Here is an 18,947-nt window from a genome sequence, read left to right as displayed (position 1 = left end):
ACCATGGGCCACCTGAACCGGCGGACGACGGCCTGCGCGCTGCTGACCGCCGGACTGGTGGCCGCCGTGCCCGGCGCGGCACGAGCCGCGACGCGCGCGCCGACCTCGGTGCTGCGCGTCGCCACCTTTCCCGATCTCGACCGCGCCGCGATCGCGGCCGCGCCCCGCTGGCGCGCGCTGCATCCGGAGGTCGAGCTCAAGATCCTGTCGATGCAGTACTCGGACCACCACCTGTCGATGACGACGGCGCTGGCGACCGGCTCGGGTCTGCCCGACGTGATGGCCATCGACCTGCGCTACATCGGCAAGTTCGCCGGTTCGGGCGGCTTCGTCGACCTGAATCCGCCGCCGTATCGCGCGGCCGAGCACGCGGACGATTACGTCCGCTTCGCCCTCGCGCAAGGCGTGGGTCCGAACGGCGCGCAGGTCGCGATCCCCGCCGACATCGGCCCCGGCACGCTGATCTACCGCAAGGACCTGCTGGACAAGGCCGGCGTGAGCGAGGCCGAGATCACCCGCGACTGGGACGCCTACCTCTCCGCCGGCCAGCGCATCCGCAAGGCCACCGGCGCCTACCTGATGGCCGACGCCGCCGACCTGCGCGACATCGCGTTGCGCCAAGGACTGCGCGACGGCGAGGGCCTGTACTTCGATGCCGAGGGGCGCGTGCTGGTGGACTCCGAGCGCTTCCGCCGCGCCTTCGAGCTGGGCCGCGCCGCGCGCCGGGCCGGCCTGGACGCGCGCGCCATCGCCTGGACCAATGATTGGGCCGCCGGCTTCAAGCAGGGCCGCATCGCCACGCAGATGATGGGCGCCTGGCTGGTCGGACAGCTGCGCAACTGGGTCGCGCCGGAAACGGCGGGCCTGTGGCGCTCGGCGCCGCTGCCGGGCGGCGTGCAGGCGGCCTTCGGCGGCTCGTTCTATGCGATCCCCAAGAAGGCCGCCAACAAGACCGCCGCCTGGGATTTCATCCGCCTGATGAGCGCGGACGCGCAGGTGCAGCTGCAGTCGCTGAAGGTGCTGGACAGCTTCCCCGCGATGCGCGCGACCTACGACGACGCGGTGATGGACGAGCCCATCGCCTTCCTCGGCGGCCAGCGCGCACGGCAGCTGTGGCGCGACACCGCGCGCCGCATTCCCGCCATTCCGGTCAACCGCTTCGACGCGATCGCGACGCAGATCATCCGCGACGAGTTCGAACGCGTCATCGCCCGCGGCAAGGACATCGCCGCGGCCCTGCAGGACGCTCGCGCGCTGATCGAGCGCCGCGCGCGCCGCCGCTGAGAAGTCCCATCATGAGACTGCCCCGTCGCGCCGCGCCTTACCTGTTCATCGCGCCCTTCTTCGCGCTCTTCCTGGTCTTCTCGGCCTTCCCGCTGCTGTTCTCGATCTATCTCTCGCTGCAGCAATGGAATCCCGCCGAGGGCCTGCACACCATGCACTGGGTCGGGCTGGAGAACTACTGGTACGCGCTCACCGATCCGTGGTTTCACGATTCGCTGATCAACACCGCATGGTTCGCGCTGGTTTCGGGCCTGCCGCAGCACCTGGTCGCGGTGCCGCTCGCCTTCTTCATCCATCGGCGGGTGAAGCATGGCCGCGACCTGCTGGTCGGCGCGTACTTCATCCCCTACATCACCTCCAGCGTCGCGATCGCGCTGATCTTCAGCACGCTCTATTCCAAGGACTACGGCCTGATCAACGCCGCGCTGTCCGAGCTCACCCGCATCCCCTTCCTCGGCAGCCCGCTGGCCTCGCTGCAGGCGATGAAGGACGGCGGCATCGACTGGCTGGGCGACGCGGACTACACGCGGCCAGCGGTCGCGTTCGTCGTGTTCTGGCGCTACCTGGGCTGGAACGTCGTGCTCTACCTGTCCGCGCTGCAGGTCATCGACAAGGACCTCTACGAGGCCGCCACCATCGACGGCGCCGGCGAGTGGCAGCAGTTCCGGCACATCACGCTGCCGCTGCTCAAGCCGATGATGTTCTTCGCGGTGACGCTGACGCTGATCGGCAACCTGCAGCTCTTCGAGGAGCCCTTCATCCTGGTCGACGGCGAGAAGGGCGTGGCCTCGTCGGTGATGACCAGCGCGATCTTCATGTACCGGACCGCGTTCTCGGACGGCGACTTCGGCACCGCGTCGGCGGTGTCGTGGTTGATGTTCGTGCTGATCGCCGCGCTGACCTGGCTCAACGCCAAGCTCTTCGGGCGCGAATCCGGATCCTCACGCAAAGGCCGCGGCCGCCAGGGAGGCACCGATGTCGCGCGCTGACTCGCTGCCCGCGCCGCGCCTCCTGACGCCGCGTCGCCGCCGCCCCGTGCCGGCGTCGACGGTGATCGCCTGGCTGCTGGTGATCGGCGGCGCGATCGTGCTGGTGGCGCCGCTGTACTTCACCTTCGTCTTCGCGACGCACGGCCGCACCGAGATCTTCAACACGCCGCCGCCGCTGTGGGTCGGCGACGCGGCCGCGTCCAACCTGCGGCTTCTGGAAGAACGCCTGCCCTTCTGGCGCAACCTGGGCATGAGCCTGTACGTCGCCACGATGACGACGGTGCTCAACCTGCTGCTGTGCTCGCTGGCCGGCTACGCCTTCGCGATCTACCGCTTCCGCTTCCAGCGCGCGCTCTTCGCGGTGGTGCTGGGCTCGATGATGCTGCCCGGCTTTCTGCACATGATCCCGAGCTTCATGGTGATGGACGCGCTGGGCTGGATAGACACGCCGCGCGCGCTCTACGTGCCGGCGGCCGCCAGCGCGCTGGGCATCTTCCTGATGCGCCAGTACATCGGCTCCGCGATCCCGCATGACCTGCTGGACGCCGCGCGCATCGACGGCTGCGGGGAGTTGCGCATCTTCTGGAGCATCGTGCTGCCGCTGTTGCGGCCGGCGCTGGGCACGCTGGGCCTGATCACCTTCATCGCCAGCTGGAACAACTTCGTCGCGCCGCTGGTGGTGATGCGCTCGGCGGAGAACTACACCCTGCCGCTGGCGCTGCGCTCGATGCAGGCGCCCAACAACACCGAGTGGGGCGCGCTCATGATGGGCAGCGCCATCGCAATGCTGCCGCTGCTCGTCGCCTACTTCTTCAGCGCCCGGCGGCTTGTCGCCGGGCTCACCTCGGGAGCGGTCCGCGGCTGAGCCGCGTCACGCCCCGCCTCTCCATGACATCCTCGATGACCTCCGCCACCATGCACGCGAACGACGCCAACCCCGCCGCCGACACCGCCACTTTCCAGACCCTGATCCAGTCGCTGCCCGCGGGCTTCGAATGGGGCTCCGCGACCAGCGCCGCGCAGATCGAGGGCGCCGCCCGCGAGGACGGCAAGGGCGAGTCCATCTGGGACCGCTTCTGCGCCCAGCCGGGCCGCATCAAGGACGCGTCCAACATCGACGTGGCCTGCGACCATTACCGCCGCTATCCCGAGGACGTGAAGCTGATGCAGTGGCTGGGCCTGGAGGCCTACCGCTTCTCCTTCGCCTGGCCGCGGGTGCAGCCGCAGGGCCGCGGCGCCTGGAACGAAGCGGGCTTCGCCTTCTACGACCGGCTCATCGACACGCTGCTCGAGGCCGGCATCCGGCCGAACGCGACGCTTTATCACTGGGACCTGCCGCAGGCGCTCGATGAATCGATCGGCGGGCTGCTGTCGCGCGAGGTGGTGCCGCTGTTCGCCGAGTACGCCGCCGAGATCGCGCGCCGCTTCGGCGATCGGCTGTCCACCATCGCCACGCTGAACGAGCCCTGGTGCTCGGCCACGCTGGGTTACGAGACCGCGCAGTTCGCGCCCGGTCACACGAATCGCGCGGAGGCTTATCAGGTCTCGCACCACCTCCTGATGATGCATGGCGCCGCGATCCAGGCGATGCGCGCGGTCGGGTCCAAGGCCCAACTGGGCATCGTGCTCAACCACACGCCCTCGTTCCCCGCCGATCCGCTGAACGAGGAGGACCGCCGCGCCGCGCGCATCGACGACGGCACCAACGTGCGCTGGTACATGGACCCGGTGTTCCGCGGCCAGTACCCGGCCGACATCGTCGAGCACCTGGGCGCCGACGCGCCGGTCATGGAGGCTGGCGACCTCGCGCTGATCCAGCAGCCGCTGGACTTCCTGGGCGTCAACTTCTACACCCGCAGCGTGCTCAACGGTCGGCAGCAATTCGTGACCCCGCCCGGGGAGCTGGGCTTCACCGATATGGGCTGGGAGATCTATCCGCAGGCGCTGACCCAGCATCTGCTGCGCATCAGCCGCGAGTACACGCCGCCGCCCATCTACATCACCGAGAACGGCATGGCCAACGCGGACAGCATCGTCGACGGCCGCGTCCCGGACGCGCAGCGCATCGCCTATCTGCGCGGCCATCTGGAGGCGCTGGCGCAGGCGGTGGCGCTGGGCGCGGACGTGCGGGGCTACTTCTACTGGAGCTTGCTGGACAACTTCGAGTGGAACTCCGGCTACGAGAAGCGCTTCGGTCTCTTCCACGTCGACTACGCGACGCAGCAGCGACTGGCCAAGGACAGCGCGCACTGGTATCGCGACATGATCGGCGCGTTCAAGGCCGCGCGGCCCTGAGCGGCGCGGGGATCCCTTCCGGGCAGCGAGACCGGACCGTGGCAACATCTTGGGCTTTCGCGCATGGCGGGCAGCAACGCCCGCCGGCGCGGTACGAGCGACAAGGAGTGGACGGCATGGGGCAGGGCGTGGATCACGGCGGGGATCACGGTGCGGCGTCGGGCATCGAGATGCCGCCGCGCAGCGACGCGCCGCAGCGCCTTCTGGTGGACGTCGGCGGGACGCAGGTGCGCTTCGCGAGTCAGGAGGACGCGACGTCGCCGCTGTCGCATGTGGCGCGCTATGTCTGCCGGGACTTCGATTCGCTGGCCGACGCGATCTTCTATCACCTGCATCGCGAGGGCTTGCCCACGCCCAGGCGCTGCGCGATCGGCATCGCGACGGCGGTCACCGGCGATCACGTGCGGATGACCAATCACCACTGGAGCTTCTCGACGCGCGCGCTTCAATCGGCGCTCGGGGCGGAGCGGCTGCTGGTGATCAACGACTTCGCGGCCTTGGCGCTGTCGCTGCCGGTGCTGCCGGCGATGGGGCCGCGGTCCACGCGGCGCGTCGGCGGCGGCGAGGCGGTCGCAGGCGCGGCGATGGGATTGGTGGGGCCGGGGACGGGACTCGGGGTGTCGGGTCTGCTGCCGTCGGAGGGCGGCGGGACGCCGGTGGCACTCGCCGGTGAGGGCGGGCATGCGACGCTCGCTTCCTACGATCCGGAGGAGCGCGCGGTGCTGGATCTGTTGCATCGCCGCTTCGGTCATGTGTCGGCGGAGCGCGCGGTGTCGGGGCCGGGGTTGGAGAACCTCTATACGGCCTTGGCGGAGCTGCGCGGGTTGAAGCTCGCGCCGGGGGAAGGGCGCAGCGCGCCGGCGATCACGGCGGCGGCCTTGGCGGGGGAACCCTTCAGCAGCGAGGTGGTGACGATGTTCTGCGCGTTGCTGGGCGATGTCGCGGGGAATGTCGCGCTGACCTTGGGGGCTCGCGGTGGGATGTACATCGGCGGGGGCATCGTGCCGCGACTGGGGGAATGGTTTGATCGCAGCCCGTTCCGGGCGCGGTTCGAGTCGGCGGGACGGTTGACCTCGTATCTGCGGGCCATCCCGACCTTCGTCGTGCATGAGACGGAGCAGGCGGCGTTGCTGGGAGCGGGGCGAGCGTTGGACAGGGACTTGCCGACGCATTGAGGGCCGGGGCTCTGGTGTGCCACGGCCCTCACCCCAACCCCTCTCCCGCGCAGCGGGAGAGGGGCTATGTGCGGCTTACCAGATGCGGATGCGATCCTCCGGCGCCTTGAACATCTTGTCGCCCTGCTTGGTCTTGAACGCGTCGTGGAAGCCGTCATGGTTGATGGCGGCCCCATTGGCGCGGAACTCCGGCGGCGAATGCGGATCGATGGTCAGCAGCTGCAGCTTGCGCTCGTCGCGCGCCTTCTCACGCCAGGCCTGCGACCAGCCCATGAAGAAGCGCTGCTCGCCCGTGAACCCGTCGATCACCGGCGCCGGCTTGCCGCCCAGCGAGCGCAGATAGGCCTTGTAGGCGATCTGCAGGCCCGACAGGTCGGCGATGTTCTCGCCCAGCGTCAGCTTCCCGTTCAGGTGCTTGCCGGCGATCGGCTCGTAGCCCTCGTACTGCGCGACCAGCTTGGCGCCGATGGCGTCGAAGGCCTTGCGGTCGTCGTCGGTCCACCAGTTGCGCAGCTTGCCGTCACCGTCGAACTGGCTGCCCTGGTCGTCGAAGCCGTGGCTGATCTCGTGGCCGATGACCGCGCCGATCGCGCCGTAGTTCACCGCGTCATCCGCCTTCGTGGCGTAGAACGGCGGCTGCAGGATGGCGGCCGGGAAGACGATCTCGTTCATCGTCGGGTTGTAGTACGCGTTGACCGTCTGCGGCGTCATCAGCCACTCGCGGCGATCCACCGGCTTGCTGGCCTTGGCCGCCTGGCGCTTCCACTCGAAGGCGGAGGCGCGCAGGTTGTTGCCGACCGCGTCGCCCGCGCGCACGTCCAGCGCGCTGTAATCGCGCCAGACGTCGGGGTAGCCGATCTTGATCATGTACTTGGACAGCTTCTCCTGCGCCTGCGCCTTGGTCGCGGGCGTCATCCAGCTCAGCTTGTCGATGGACTCCTTGTACGAGGCCAGCAGGTTGTGCACCAGCTCCAGCATGCGGGCCTTGTCGGCCGCCGGGAAGTAGCGCTGCACGTAGACCTCGCCCACGGCCTCGCCCAGCGCGCCGTTGACGTTGCCCACCGCCTGCTGCCAGCGCGGCAGCGGGGCCTTGGCGCCGGTCAGCGCCGCGCCGTGGAACTGGAAGTGCGCGTCGCGATAGACCTTGGGCAGCACCGTCGCATTCGCGTCCAGCGCGCGGAAGCTCAGGTAGAGCTTGATGTCGTCCAGCGAGGCCTCGTTCAGCAGCTTGGCCGCGCCCGTCAGATAGCTGGGCTGCGAGGCCGACAGCTTGTCCAGACCGGGCAGCGAGGCCGCGGTGAAGAAGGCCGTCCAGTCGAAGCCCGGCGCCTTCTGCGCCAGCTCGGCCGGCGTCATCGGGTTGTAGGTCTTCTGCGGATCACGGTTGGCGACCTTGTCCCACTGCACCTCGGCCAGCTTTTCCTCGAAGGCCATCACGCGCTTGGCGCTGCCCTCGGGATCGGCGATGCCGGCGGCGCGGGCCAGCGCCTGCAGATAGGTCGAGTAGGCGCCACGGGCCTTGGACAGGCGCTCGTCGTCCTTCTTCAGGTAGTAGTCGCGGTCCGGCAGACCCAGGCCGCCCTGCCAGGTCTGCAGGCGGTTGATGGTCGGGTCCTGGTAGTCGGCCTCGATGCCCAGCGGCACGGGGCTGTCGACGACGCCGGTCTGCGCGCCCAGCCATGAGGCCAGCTGCTGACGGGTCTGGATCGCGGCGATGCTGTCCAGCAGCGGCTTGACCGGCGCGATGCCCGCTTTGTCGATGGCCGCGGTGTTCATGTAGGCGGCGTAGTAGTCGCCGACCTTCTGGTCCACGGAGCCGGCCTTGGCCTTCTTCTTGGCGAGCGCGTCGATGATGGTGCGCACGCGGGTGTCGGACAGGTCGGCCAGTTCGTGGAAGGCGCCGAAGGAGGACTTGTCGGCGGGGATCTCGGTCGTCTTGAGCCAGTGGCCGTTGGCGGCGCGGAACAGGTCGTCCTGCGGGCGGACCGTCTTGTCGAAGTTCTTCAGCGTCAGGCCGGAGTCGGGCGGGGCGGCCATCACGGCGCCGCCGAGCGACATCAGCAGGGCCAGGGTGGTCAGACGAAGTGCGTTCTTCATTGCTTGCTTGTGACGAGCGTGGGCCGCGGCCCGACGGATCCGACAGGCTATGTCAAAAGACATGGCGTGCCAAAAGCCATGAGAACGCGCGCGATCAGGCGGCCGGGCAGCGCCCGCCGACGACGGCCGGCGCCCGGACCTTCACGGTTTCGTGAGGCGCTGGGGTCTTGGCGGCGGGCGTAGCCGGCGCCGGCGCCTTGCCCGGCGATCGCGTGCTCAACGTCAACGCTGCGATGACCAGGGCCGCGCCCAGCCACTCCTGCATCGCCGGATGCTGACCCAGCGCGACGCTCATCAGCAGGGCCGACACCGGCACGCCGTTCAGGAACAGGGTCCCATGCGACGCCCCCAGCCGGCGCACGCCGAAGTTGAAGGCGATCACCGCGGCCACCGTCGGCACGGCGGCGATGTAGATCAGGTGCGGCGCGATCGGGGCCAGGTCTTGCCATTGCGGCGCGGCGATCCATCCGGCGGCCGTTACGGCCGCGGCGAACAGCAGCTGCCAGGGCAGCGCGGCAATCGCGGTCAGGCCCGTGTACTCCAGCGGGCTGAGATCGGGCAGCTTGGCGGCGCCTCGGGTGTAAAGCGCCCAGCCGATCGTGCCCAGCAGCGTCAGCGCATCGCCCAGCAGCATGTGCGGCGGACCGTCGCCGCGGCCCAGCACGCCGGAGACCAGCACCACGCCGCCCATCGCCAGCGCCGCGGCGCCCAGCATCGGCAGGCCTGGCCGATGGCCGTCGAGCAGCCAGCGCAGCAGGATGGTGGTCAGCGGCAGCGTCGCCATCAGCACCGCCCCGTGCGAGGGCAGCGAGAGCTTGAGGCCCTCCAGCACCAGCACGCCGAAGAAGCCGTAGCCCAGCACGCCGTAGCCGGTCAGCAGGGCCCAATGGGTGCGCAGCTTGGCCCAGGGTTTCTGCCCGAAGAGCGCGACCAGGACCACCATGCCGACGCCGGCCAGCAGATAGCGCAGCGCCGTGAACCAGATGGGGTCAAGCCGGCTCAGCACCGGCTTGCCGACGAGGAAGAGGCTGCCCCACGAGATCGCCGCGAAGAGCATCGCGACGGTGGCGGCCAGGGGGCTGGCGCTGAGGCCGGAGGCGGCCGGGCGGGCGGATTTCATGAGGGCACTCGCTTCCTGGAATTCGATGGAGCGAAGTCTGGGCGGCGCCCCGCGCGCGGTCCATGTGCAAGTTTGGAACGGGTGTTTGAAGAATCCGAACGACGCGGCCACACGGGCTCGCCACAATCACGTCCCATGGAGCTTTACCAGCTGAAGAGCTTTCTGGCCGTCGTCGCCGAACGGAACCTGACCCGCGCCGCGGAAAAGGTGTTCACCAGCGTGCCCGCCGTCAGCGCGCAGATCAAAGCCTTGGAAGAGGAACTGGGCGTGCAGCTGTTCGAGCGCAGCTCGCGCGGCATGAGCCTCACGCCCGCGGGCGAGCGCCTGGTCGACGAGGCGCGCCGCACGATGGACGCCGCGCAGCGCCTGCGCCAAGCCGCCGCGCAGATCCGCGGCGAGGTGGAGGGCGTGCTGCGCATGGGCACGGTGACCGACCCGCTGTCGCTGCGGCTGGGCGAGGTGCTGGTGAAGCTGGCCGAGCGTCATCCCGGCATCAAGCTGCAGCTGATGCAGCGGCTGTCGCTGCACAGTGTGCAGGCGCTGCGGCGCGGCGACGTCGATTGCGCCTACGTGCTCTATGACGGCGAGACCGCCGATGACCTCGTCGTGCGCCGGCTGCGCCGCATGGAGCTGGCGGTGGCCGTGCCCAAGCGCTTCGCCGACCGCGAGTGGCCGGTGTCGCGCGAGGCGCTGCTGGCGCTGCCCTGGATCGGCGTGCCGCCCGACTGCGGCCTGCGTCCCGCCGCCGAACGCCTGTTCCAGAGCGCGGGCCGCGAGCCCGCCCACAGCCTGATGGCCGAGACCGAGGCCGCCGTGCGCGGCATGGTGGCCAGCGGCCTGGGCGCCGCGGTGCTGCGCATCGACCAGGCGGAGGACGCGGCCAAGGCCGGCGAGCTGCGCATCTGGCCGCATTGGCAGGACGAGACCTGGCTGTGCTGGTTGCAGAAGGAAGGGCCGGAGGATCCGGCGCTGGGCGCGCTGCGCGAGCTGGTCATGGAGTCCTGGCAGGACTGAGCCGGCCAGACTGAGCCGGCATGACGGAGCGCCCCGGCCGGCGCGCCGCGCCCAGCGCGTCGTAAGCCCATTCTTCGACCGACCGGTCGGGCTGCGATACTCCGCCGATCACAACGGAGAGTGGCAACGTGGAGACCCTGCAGATTGCGACCGATGCGCGCGGCGTGGCGCGCGTGACGATGAACCGGCCCGCCGTGTTCAATGCCTTCGACGAGACCATGATCGCGGACCTCGATGCCGCGTTCGAGCGCCTGGGCCAGGACGACGCGGTGCGCGTCATCGTCCTGGACGGCGCGGGCAAGGCCTTCAGCGCCGGTGCCGACCTCCAATGGATGAAGCGCGCCTCCGAGGCGACGCAGGAGTGGAACGTGGCGGACGCGCGCCGCTTCGCCGGCATGCTGGACCGCATCGCGCGCTGTCCCAAACCGACCATCGCCCAGGTGCACGGCGTCGCGCTGGGCGGCGGCGTCGGCCTGACGCTGGCCTGCGACATCGCCGTGGCCGCGGCCGGCTCACAGTTCGCGGTCAGCGAGGCGCGCTTCGGCATCCTCCCGTCCGTGATCGGGCCGTACGTCGTGAACGCCGTCGGTCCGCGCGAGGCGCGTCGGCTCGCACTCACCGCCAGCCGCATCCCGGCCGCCGAGGCGTTGCGCATCGGCATGATCCATGAGGTCGTCCAGAGCGACGACGCCGGCGGGCTGGACGGCGCGGTCGAGCGCTGGATCGCGGAGCTGCTGATGAATGGCCCCAATGCGCAGGCCGAGATCAAGGCGCTGATGGCGCAGATCGAAGTTGGTCCCATCACCGGCGAGGTCCGCGAGCTCACCGCCCAGACCATCGCTCGCGTGCGCATGGGCGCCGAGGCGAAGGAGGGCTTCGCGGCCTTCCTCGGCAAGCGGCCCGCGGCCTGGATCCCGGGCCAGGTCGGCGGCTCGGACTGAGCACGCGCAGCCGCCTCACAAGATTCAGAACGACGACTCGGAGACAGCAATGACGGAAACGACGGGATCCTGGCGTGTCGCGAGCGCCCCGGCCGCGCAAGCGCCGGTGGCCGTGATCGGCGCGGGCGTGATGGGCGCGGGTATCGCGCAGGTGGCGGCGCAGGCCGGCCATCCGGTGCAGCTGATGGACCTGCGCGAGGGCGCCGCCGCGGCGGCGATCGCGCAGATCGGCAAGGCGCTCGACGGACTGGTGACCAAGGGCCGCCTGGAGGCGGCCGAGCGCGAGTCGGTGATGAGCCGCCTCACCCCCGCGGGCACGGTGGCGGAGCTGAAGGACGCGGCGCTGGTGATCGAGGTGATCGTCGAGAAGCTCGAGCCCAAGCAGGCGCTGCTGCGCGAACTCGACGCGCTGCTGCCGGCCGAGGCGCTGATCGCATCCAACACCTCGTCGATCAGCATCACCGCGCTGGCCAACGGCATGACGACGCCGCGCCGGCTGGTCGGCATGCACTTCTTCAACCCGGTGCCGCTGATGAAGCTGGTCGAGGTCGTGTGGGGCGCGGAGACCGACCCCTCGGCCGCCCAGGCGATCGAGCAGCTCTCGCGCCGCTGGGGCAAGACGCCGGTGCATGCGAAGTCCACGCCGGGCTTCATCGTCAACCGGATCGCGCGTCCTTATTACGCGGAGACCCTGCAGCTGCTGCAGGAGCAGGCCGGCAGCCCGACGCTGCTGGACCGCGCGCTGCGCGGCGCGGGCTTCCGCATGGGACCTTGCGAGCTGATGGACCTGATCGGTCACGACACGAATTACCTGGTCACGCAGTCCGTCTTCGAGGCGAATTACGGCGACAAGCGCTATCAACCCTCGCTGGTGCAGAAGGCGCTGGTCGACGGCGGCCGACTGGGCCGCAAGGCGGGCAAGGGCTTCTATGAGGGCACGCCCGTGGCGGCCGAGCCGGCGGCCGCGTTCGACGGCGAGCTCGGCGCGGTGACCCTGGCGGGGCGCGGGGCGCTGGTCGAGCGCCTCGGCGGGTGGATGGAGACGCGCGGGGTGGCGTTCTCGCGCGACGAGTCGGCGGACTGGAACGGCGTCGCCATCGAGGGGCTGCAACTGCACTTCACGCGGGGGCGTTGCGCCGGGCAGCTCGCGCAGGAGCGCCGGCAGCCGGGACTCGCGGTGATCGACTGGCCGCTGGCGCCGGACCGCATCGACGGACTGGCGATCGCCTTCGCGCCGCGGGTGGACGACGCGCAGCAAGCGCATGCGCAGCGGCTGCTGCGCCGTCTGGGCTGGGAGCCGCTGGTGCTGCGCGACGTGCCAGGTCTTGCCGTCGCGCGGACGGTGGCGATGCTGATCAACGAAGGCGCCGATGCGGTCTGGCAAGGCGTCTGCGACGAGGCCGGCGCGGACACGGCGATGAAGCTGGGCGTCAACTATCCGGCCGGCCCGTTCGAGTGGCTGGCGTTGCTGGGCGCGCCGCTGGTGGCGGACGCGCTGGAGGGGCTCTTCGAGGCCTATCGCAGCGAGCGGTACCGGATCAGCCCGCTGCTGCGGCAGCGCGCCTGGGCCTGACACGGGCAACCGCGAACAAAAAAGCGACCCGAGGGTCGCTTTCTTCATTGAGCCGAGGCTGGCCTCACAGCAGCATGCGCAGGTGAGCTTGCGCCTGCAGCAGCGGGGGCAGGCAGTGCTCGACCATCTGCTCGATGCTCATGCGGGTGGCGTGGACGCTGATGGCCATCGCGGCGACGGTGTCGCCCTTGTAGTTCTTCAGCGGCACGGCGACCGAACGCAGACCTTGTTCCAGCTCCTGGTCGATCAGCGCGTAGCCCTGGGCGCGGGCGCGGGCGATCTCAATGCGCAGGCGCTCGGGATGCGTGATCGTGTGCGGGGTCAGGGCGGTCAGCTCCTGCCGGGCGATGAAGGCGTCGACTTCGGCTTGCGGTTGCGCGGCCAGCAGCACGCGGCCGTTGCCGGTGCAGTAGGCGGGAACGCGGGTGCCGGGTTGCAGCGTCGGCGAGACCACGCGGCCCGCGCTGGTCGCGGAGATGCAGATCACGTCGTTGCCGTCCAGCACGCCGGCCGAGGAGGCTTCCTTCATCGCGTACGCCAGCTTGTGCAGCTCGGGTTCGATGATGCGGGGCAGGCGGGCGGAGTGCATGTAGCTCTGACCCAGGCGCAGCACCTTGGGGGTCAAGGCAAACATCTTGCGGTCCTGCGAGACGAAGCCCAGGTGGGTCAGCGTCAGCAGGTAGCGGCGGGCGGCGGCACGGGTCAGACCGGTACGGCCGGCGACTTCGCTGATGGTCAGGCGCGGACGCTCCTGATCGAAGGCTTCAATCACGGCCAGACCCTTTTCCAGACCGGCGACCAGATCGCGCTTGAGCGGACCGGTGCGGACTTCGGCGTCGGGGGCGGTGGAGGGTGCGACCGACAGGGCGGTCAATTCATCATCGTGGGCTCGAGCAGCGGACATGGCAGACAAAACGTGCGTTTGACGCCCAAATCTGCTGGGCGTAAGCAGGTGATGTCCAGAACTATAGGGACAACCCGGTGAAGAATCTTTGCCAAGGCAATTGTTTTGGCTGCAATTCGCACCACGATGCACCAAATTGGTGAGCGTTGCGCGCAGAACGCCCCACGACCTTCAGGAGGCGGTGTGATCGGGCGTTCGGCGGGAGAAAAGTGCGTGAAACCGCAATCGGCTCGGTCGCTAAGCAGGGCGTCAATAGTCAGACATCATGCTTGTTAGCGCGGGGACCGACATAAATGAGCGGTATGCGCCATCAAACGAAGTCAGTATGCCAGGGGCTGTGCGATTGGCGCCTACGTGGTCCTACTTCCGCCCATGACTATTTTTCAATCGCCCCCAACTTTTGGATATGGGTCGATTGCCGCCGCTTTGCACCGTCCTGGTGCTTGGGAAGTGCGAAAGTCCGCACAGCTAGCGCTGGGCGGAGCTTCGTCCAGGATGAAAAGTCTGACTATTCAGAAATCGCGGGAATAGTTGGCACTTTTAGCAAATATGGCAGCTCTATCGAGATGAACGACCCTGGATTTGCTAGCTCAAATGACGATGGCGCCGGGCCGCGAAACGCGGCGCCGACGCCATCGGAATGGGAGAACGGAGGGGCGTCGCCGTCAGACGCGCTCGACCACCACCGCGATGCCCTGGCCGACGCCGATGCACATCGTGCACAGCGCGTAGCGGCCGCCGGTGCGGTGCAGCTGGTTGACCGCGGTCGTGATCAGACGCGCGCCGCTGGCGCCCAGCGGATGTCCGAGCGCGATCGCGCCGCCGTTCGGATTGACGCGCGGATCGTCGTCGCCCAGGCCCAGGTCGCGCAGGACCGCCAAGCCCTGAGCGGCGAAGGCTTCATTCAGCTCGATCACGTCCATCTGATCCAGCGTCAGGCCGACCTGGGCCAGCACCTTGCGAGCGGCCGGGGCCGGGCCGATGCCCATGATGCGCGGCGCGACGCCGGCGGTGGCCATGCCCAGCACGCGGGCGCGCGGGGTCAGGCCGTGCCGGGACAGCGCCGCCTCACTCGCGATCAGCAGCGCGCAAGCGCCGTCGTTGACGCCCGAGGCGTTACCGGCAGTCACGCTTCCGTCCGGCCGGACCACGCCCTTGAGCTTGGCCAGCGCCTCCAGGCTCGTCTCGCGAGGGTGTTCGTCCTGGCTGACGATGACCGGATCGCCCTTCTTCTGCGCAATGGTGACCGGGCAGATCTCGGCGTCGAAGACACCGGCGCGCTGCGCGGCCAGGGCGCGGGTCTGGCTGGCCAGGGCCATGCGGTCCTGGGCCTCGCGTTCGATGCCGAAGTCGGTGGCGACGTTCTCGGCCGTCTCGGGCATGGAATCCACGCCGTATTGCGCCTTCATCTTCGGGTTGACGAAGCGCCAGCCGATGGTCGTGTCGTAGATCGCGTTGCTGCGGGAGAACGCGCTCTCCGCCTTGGGCATGACGAAGGGAGCGCGGCTCATGCTCTCGACGCCGCCGGCGATCAGCAGCTGGGCCTCGCCCGCGCGGATCGCCCGGGCGGCGCTGCCGACGGCGTCCATGCCGGAACCGCACAGCCGGTTCAGCGTCACACCGGGCACGTCGATGGGCAGGCCCGCCAGCAGGGCCGACATGCGGGCGACATTGCGGTTGTCCTCGCCCGCTTGGTTGGCGCAGCCGTAGAAGACGTCGTCCAGCGCCGCCCAGTCGACCGACGGGTTGCGCGCCATCAGGGCCTGGATGGGCACGGCGCCCAGATCGTCCGCGCGAACTGACGCCAGCGCCCCGCCATAGCGGCCGAAGGGTGTGCGCTGTGCGTCGCAAATAAAGGCATGCATTCACTGTCTCCAGAATCTTTATGAGAATGGCGGGTTCAGAGGATCATAGGGGGCCGCTGGAAAAACCTGTGACAAGTTGCACGCTCGTCTCGGGAACATGCTGCCTGCCGTACCGCTGACGCCGTTTTCGCTTAAGTTGCGCCCCTTGGCAGCCGATGCTGCTGACGAGGACGCCTCAACCCAGGGCGCGGAATTACAAGAATGAAGGACAGATCGGCCGATCCGCTAATCGATGTGAGCCAGCTCAAGGTGGGGATGTTCATTCATCTCGACCTGGGCTGGATGTCGCATCCGTTCCCGCTGAGCAGCTTCAAGCTGAGCTCGGAGGAGCAGCTGCTGATCCTGCGCCGTCTGGGTTTGAAGCAGGTGCGCTGGAGCCCCGGCAAGAGCGACCTGCCGCTGGACGCCACCCCGATGCCGCCTCCGGCCGCCGCGCCCGCGAGCGTCGTCCAGGAGCAGCCGGCCGAGGACGAAGCCCGCGAGCGCCATCGTCGCCTGCTGGCCGAGCAGCGCGACGCGCTGCTGCTGTGCGAGCGCCAATACGCCGAGGCTGCTACCGCGCTGCGCGAGGTCATGGATCTGGTGCCGCGTGAGCCCTCGGATGCCCGCGACCGCTCGGCTGCGCTGTCTCGCGCGCTGCTGGACAAGATGCTGGTCGAGGGTGACATCAACATTCGCCTGCTCAACGAGGGCGCCGGCGAACGCGCCACCGCCCATGCGCTGAATGTGGCCGTGGTCGCGATGCTGCTGGGCCGGGCCTTCGGCATGGGCCGCGACGAGATGCTGGACCTGGGCCAGGGTGCACTGCTGCACGACATCGGCAAGATGGAGCTGACGCCGCGCTTCCGCCATCGGGACGACGGTTTCACCGCGGCGGAGGTCTCCGCCTATCAGCAGCACGTCGCCAAGGGCGTGATGCTGGGCCAGAAGATGGGCGTGGGCGCCGGACCGCTGCTGATCATCGCGCAGCACCATGAGCACGCCGACGGCAGCGGCTTCCCGCAGCGCCTGAACGCCGACCGCATGAGCATCGGCGCCCGCATCGTGGCGCTGGTGAATCGTTTCGACGGGCTGTGCAATCCGCTGGTCAGCTCCAAGGCGATGACGCCGCACGAGGCGCTGTCGCTGATGTTCGCGCAAGGCCGCAGCCGCTTCGACGCGACCATGCTCAACGCCTTCATCCGGATGATGGGCGTGTATCCGCCGGGCTCGGCCGTGCAGTTGACCGACGACCGCTATGCGCTGGTCGTGGCGGTGAACTCATCACGGCCGCTCAAGCCCAAGGTGATGGTGCATGACCCGAAGGTGCCGCGCGACGAGGCGCTGGTGCTCAATCTGGAAGAGCTGCCCGATCTGGGCATCCGCCGCAGCGTCAAGCCGCAGCAGTTGCCGCGCGCCTCACTGGACTACCTGAGCCCGCGCAGCCGCATCGCCTATTTCTTCGAGTCGGCCGGCCCCGTGCCGCCCAGCTCGCCCGGGGAGATGGCCGCTTGAACGCTCCGGTCCGCCAGAACGCCGCGCCCGTTGCGGCTTTCAACACCGCCTTGATGCCGCTGATCGACGGCCTGCAGGAGGCCGTGTGGCTGGTGGACGCCCGCACGCATTGCGTGGTGGCGGTGAACAGCGCCTCGCAGCAGTTGCTGGGACTGCCCGCGCGGGACCTGATCGGCGCGAGCATCGAATCCCTGGCCTCGACGCCCGAGGACGCGCTGTTCTGGATGGACGCCGCGATCGGCCGCCGCGAGAGCCTGCACACCGACACGATGATGCGGCACGCCGACGGCCGCATGCTGTGGATCTCCCGCCGCATCAGCCACATGGCGCAGCCGCAGGGCGACGGTCTCTGGCTGATCGCCATGCGTGACCAGACCCAGCAGCGCCATCATGACGAGGAGCGCGAGACGCTGCTCGCCGAGTTGCGCGCCACGCTCGAATCCACCGCCGACGGCATCCTGGTCACCGACCTGGCCGGCCGCATCCGCAGCTTCAATCAGCGGCTCGCGTCGATGTGGGGGATCCCGGAGGACTTGCTCAACGACCGCAACGACGAGGCCGTGCAGGCCTGGATGCGGCGCAGCGTGGTCGACGGGGCCTCCTATGCGATGCGTCTGGGCGCGATCCAGGAATCGCCGCTGCTGCACACCAGCGACAACCTCAAGCTGCTCGACGGCCGCGTGCTGGAGCGTGTGTCGCTGCCGCAGTGGAGCCGTGGCCGGCCGATCGGCCGGGTGTATTCCTTCCGCGACCTGAGCGAGAAGCTCGCCGCCCATCAGCGCATCGAGGAGCTGTCCCACAGCGACATGCTCACCGGGCTCCCGAATCGGCGCGCGCTGATGGAGCGGGTCGACTACGCCCAGGCCATGGCCCGCCGCGAGACCACGCCCTTCGCGCTGCTCAACGTGGACCTGGACCGTTTCAAGCAGATCAATGACACGCTGGGCCATGCCTACGGCGACCGCGTGATCAAGGAAGTCGCGCTGCGGCTCAAGGAGTCGCTGCGCGAGGTGGACACCGTCGCCCGCCTGGACGGCGACGAGTTCGCGCTGCTCATCCATCAGGCCGACGCGCGCGGCGCCGAGCATGCGGCACGCCGCGTGCAGGAGGCGATGTCGCGGCCGTTCTGCTTCGACACGCTGAGCTTCACCGTGACCTGCAGCATCGGCATCGCGCTCTTTCCCGGCGACGGCGCCAGCGCCGAGGAGTTGCTGGCCAGCGCCGAGCGCGCGATGCACTGGGTCAAGGAGAGCGGACGCAGCGCGTTCCGCTTCCATCAGCCGCGCAAGGACGTGGACCTGCTGTCGCGCATGCGGCTGGACCACGCGATGCGTCAGGCGCTGCAGGAACATGAGTTCCGGCTGCACTTTCAGCCGCAGCTCTCGCTCGAGACGGGCGAGCTGGTCGGCGCCGAGGCACTGATCCGCTGGCGCGATCCGCTGCGCGGCGACGTGCCGCCGTCGGAGTTCATCCCTGTGGCGGAGGAGAGCGGCTTCATCGTCGCCATCGGCCAATGGGTGCTGCAGCAGGCGGTGGCGCAGGCCGCGGCCTGGCTGAAGCGAGGATTGCGGGTGCCGGTGGCGGTGAACGTGTCGGCGCTGCAGTTCCAGCAGACGCACTTCGTCGAGCAAGTCGCGCAGGCGCTGCGCGCCTACGACCTGCCGCCCTCGCTGCTGGAGCTGGAGCTGACCGAGTCCGTGCTGCTGCGCGACGCCGACGAGGCGCTGCATCGCATGCGCGCGCTGTCGGAGCTGGGCGTGCTGATGGCGATCGACGACTTCGGCACAGGCTATTCCAGCCTGGGCTATCTGAAGCGATTCCCCATCCAGCGCCTGAAGGTCGACCGCAGCTTCATCAAGGGCCTGCCGGGCGACGCCAGCGATGCGGGCATCGTCAATGCAATCGTGCAGATGGGCCGCGCGCTCAATCTGAAGGTCATCGCCGAAGGCGTGGAAACCGAGGCGCAGCGCGACTTCCTGGACCGCTGCGGTTGCCACGAGTTCCAGGGTTTCCTGTGCGCGCCGGCGCTGGAGACGCGCGCCTTCGAAGAGCGCGCCAGCCAGATCGCCGCGCAGGCCGAGGCGCTCAAAGCGGCGCGCGCCGCCGAGGCAGCCCAGGCGTCGCGCGGTGTGCGTGCGTCGGTGCACGTGCTGCGTGGCGGTACCAACGGCTGATCGTCGTTCCCTGGTTTCCGAT

General features: G+C 69.2%; 14 protein-coding genes. 10 read left to right on the top strand and 4 right to left on the bottom strand.

The window, feature by feature from the left end:
* The first annotated feature begins 3 nt into the window (after nt 1-3).
* The 5 genes from ABDW59_RS15560 (at nt 4) to glk (ending at nt 5,743) form a co-directional block, all read left to right on the top strand.
* Nucleotides 4-1,284: an extracellular solute-binding protein gene (locus ABDW59_RS15560; RefSeq protein ID WP_343630749.1), complete on the top strand. Its 1,281-nt coding sequence runs from the start codon at nt 4-6 to the stop codon at nt 1,282-1,284.
* An 11-nt stretch (nt 1,285-1,295) separates the two neighbouring features.
* Entirely contained in the window at nt 1,296-2,273 is a 978-nt protein-coding gene (locus ABDW59_RS15555; protein ID WP_343630748.1) for a sugar ABC transporter permease, read from the top strand.
* Complete coding sequence (locus tag ABDW59_RS15550; RefSeq protein WP_343630747.1) at nt 2,260-3,138, top strand: carbohydrate ABC transporter permease; 879 nt, start codon at nt 2,260-2,262, stop codon at nt 3,136-3,138. Before ABDW59_RS15555 ends, ABDW59_RS15550 begins: the two co-directional genes overlap by 14 nt.
* Nucleotides 3,139-3,173: 35 nt before the next feature.
* Nucleotides 3,174-4,568, top strand: coding sequence for a GH1 family beta-glucosidase (locus ABDW59_RS15545; protein WP_343630746.1), 1,395 nt, complete (start codon nt 3,174-3,176; stop codon nt 4,566-4,568).
* Between the two features lie 116 nt (nt 4,569-4,684).
* Nucleotides 4,685-5,743: a glucokinase gene (gene glk, locus ABDW59_RS15540; protein WP_343630745.1), complete on the top strand. Its 1,059-nt coding sequence runs from the start codon at nt 4,685-4,687 to the stop codon at nt 5,741-5,743.
* 75 nt (nt 5,744-5,818) lie between these two features.
* On the opposite strand, the gene ABDW59_RS15535 is transcribed toward glk, so the two are convergent.
* Both ABDW59_RS15535 and ABDW59_RS15530 read right to left on the bottom strand, forming a co-directional pair.
* On the bottom strand, nt 5,819-7,840 hold the full coding sequence (locus tag ABDW59_RS15535) for a M13 family metallopeptidase (protein WP_343630744.1): 2,022 nt from the start codon (nt 7,838-7,840) through the stop codon (nt 5,819-5,821).
* A gap of 94 nt (nt 7,841-7,934) precedes the next feature.
* Nucleotides 7,935-8,960 (bottom strand): DMT family transporter, encoded by a 1,026-nt coding sequence (locus tag ABDW59_RS15530; protein WP_343630743.1) that lies wholly within the window; start codon nt 8,958-8,960, stop codon nt 7,935-7,937.
* 135 nt (nt 8,961-9,095) lie between these two features.
* On the opposite strand from ABDW59_RS15530, the gene ABDW59_RS15525 reads away from it, so the two are divergent.
* The 3 genes from ABDW59_RS15525 (at nt 9,096) to ABDW59_RS15515 (ending at nt 12,488) form a co-directional block, all read left to right on the top strand.
* Complete coding sequence (locus ABDW59_RS15525) at nt 9,096-9,974, top strand: LysR family transcriptional regulator (protein ID WP_343630742.1); 879 nt, start codon at nt 9,096-9,098, stop codon at nt 9,972-9,974.
* A 128-nt stretch (nt 9,975-10,102) separates the two neighbouring features.
* Nucleotides 10,103-10,915 (top strand): enoyl-CoA hydratase-related protein, encoded by an 813-nt coding sequence (locus ABDW59_RS15520; protein WP_343630741.1) that lies wholly within the window; start codon nt 10,103-10,105, stop codon nt 10,913-10,915.
* A 49-nt stretch (nt 10,916-10,964) separates the two neighbouring features.
* Nucleotides 10,965-12,488: a 3-hydroxyacyl-CoA dehydrogenase gene (locus ABDW59_RS15515; protein ID WP_343630740.1), complete on the top strand. Its 1,524-nt coding sequence runs from the start codon at nt 10,965-10,967 to the stop codon at nt 12,486-12,488.
* A 64-nt stretch (nt 12,489-12,552) separates the two neighbouring features.
* On the opposite strand, the gene ABDW59_RS15510 is transcribed toward ABDW59_RS15515, so the two are convergent.
* Nucleotides 12,553-13,353 (bottom strand): IclR family transcriptional regulator C-terminal domain-containing protein, encoded by an 801-nt coding sequence (locus ABDW59_RS15510; RefSeq protein WP_343630767.1) that lies wholly within the window; start codon nt 13,351-13,353, stop codon nt 12,553-12,555.
* Nucleotides 13,354-14,057: 704 nt separating this feature from the next.
* Nucleotides 14,058-15,257 (bottom strand): 3-oxoadipyl-CoA thiolase, encoded by a 1,200-nt coding sequence (gene pcaF / locus ABDW59_RS15505; RefSeq protein WP_343630739.1) that lies wholly within the window; start codon nt 15,255-15,257, stop codon nt 14,058-14,060.
* A gap of 201 nt (nt 15,258-15,458) precedes the next feature.
* On the opposite strand from pcaF, the gene ABDW59_RS15500 reads away from it, so the two are divergent.
* Nucleotides 15,459-16,751 (top strand): DUF3391 domain-containing protein, encoded by a 1,293-nt coding sequence (locus ABDW59_RS15500; protein ID WP_343630738.1) that lies wholly within the window; start codon nt 15,459-15,461, stop codon nt 16,749-16,751.
* Nucleotides 16,748-18,925 carry an EAL domain-containing protein gene (locus tag ABDW59_RS15495; protein WP_343630737.1) on the top strand — a complete coding sequence of 726 codons (2,178 nt, stop codon included), beginning with the start codon at nt 16,748-16,750 and terminating at the stop codon, nt 18,923-18,925. The genes ABDW59_RS15500 and ABDW59_RS15495 overlap by 4 nt, the downstream gene beginning before the upstream one ends.
* Nucleotides 18,926-18,947 lie beyond the last annotated feature (22 nt).

It is taken from the genome of Roseateles sp. (assembly GCF_039595295.1).
Taxonomy (GTDB): domain Bacteria; phylum Pseudomonadota; class Gammaproteobacteria; order Burkholderiales; family Burkholderiaceae_C; genus Roseateles.
Note: the sequence above shows the minus strand (reverse complement) of the source record. Positions and strands in the feature narration are given on the sequence as shown.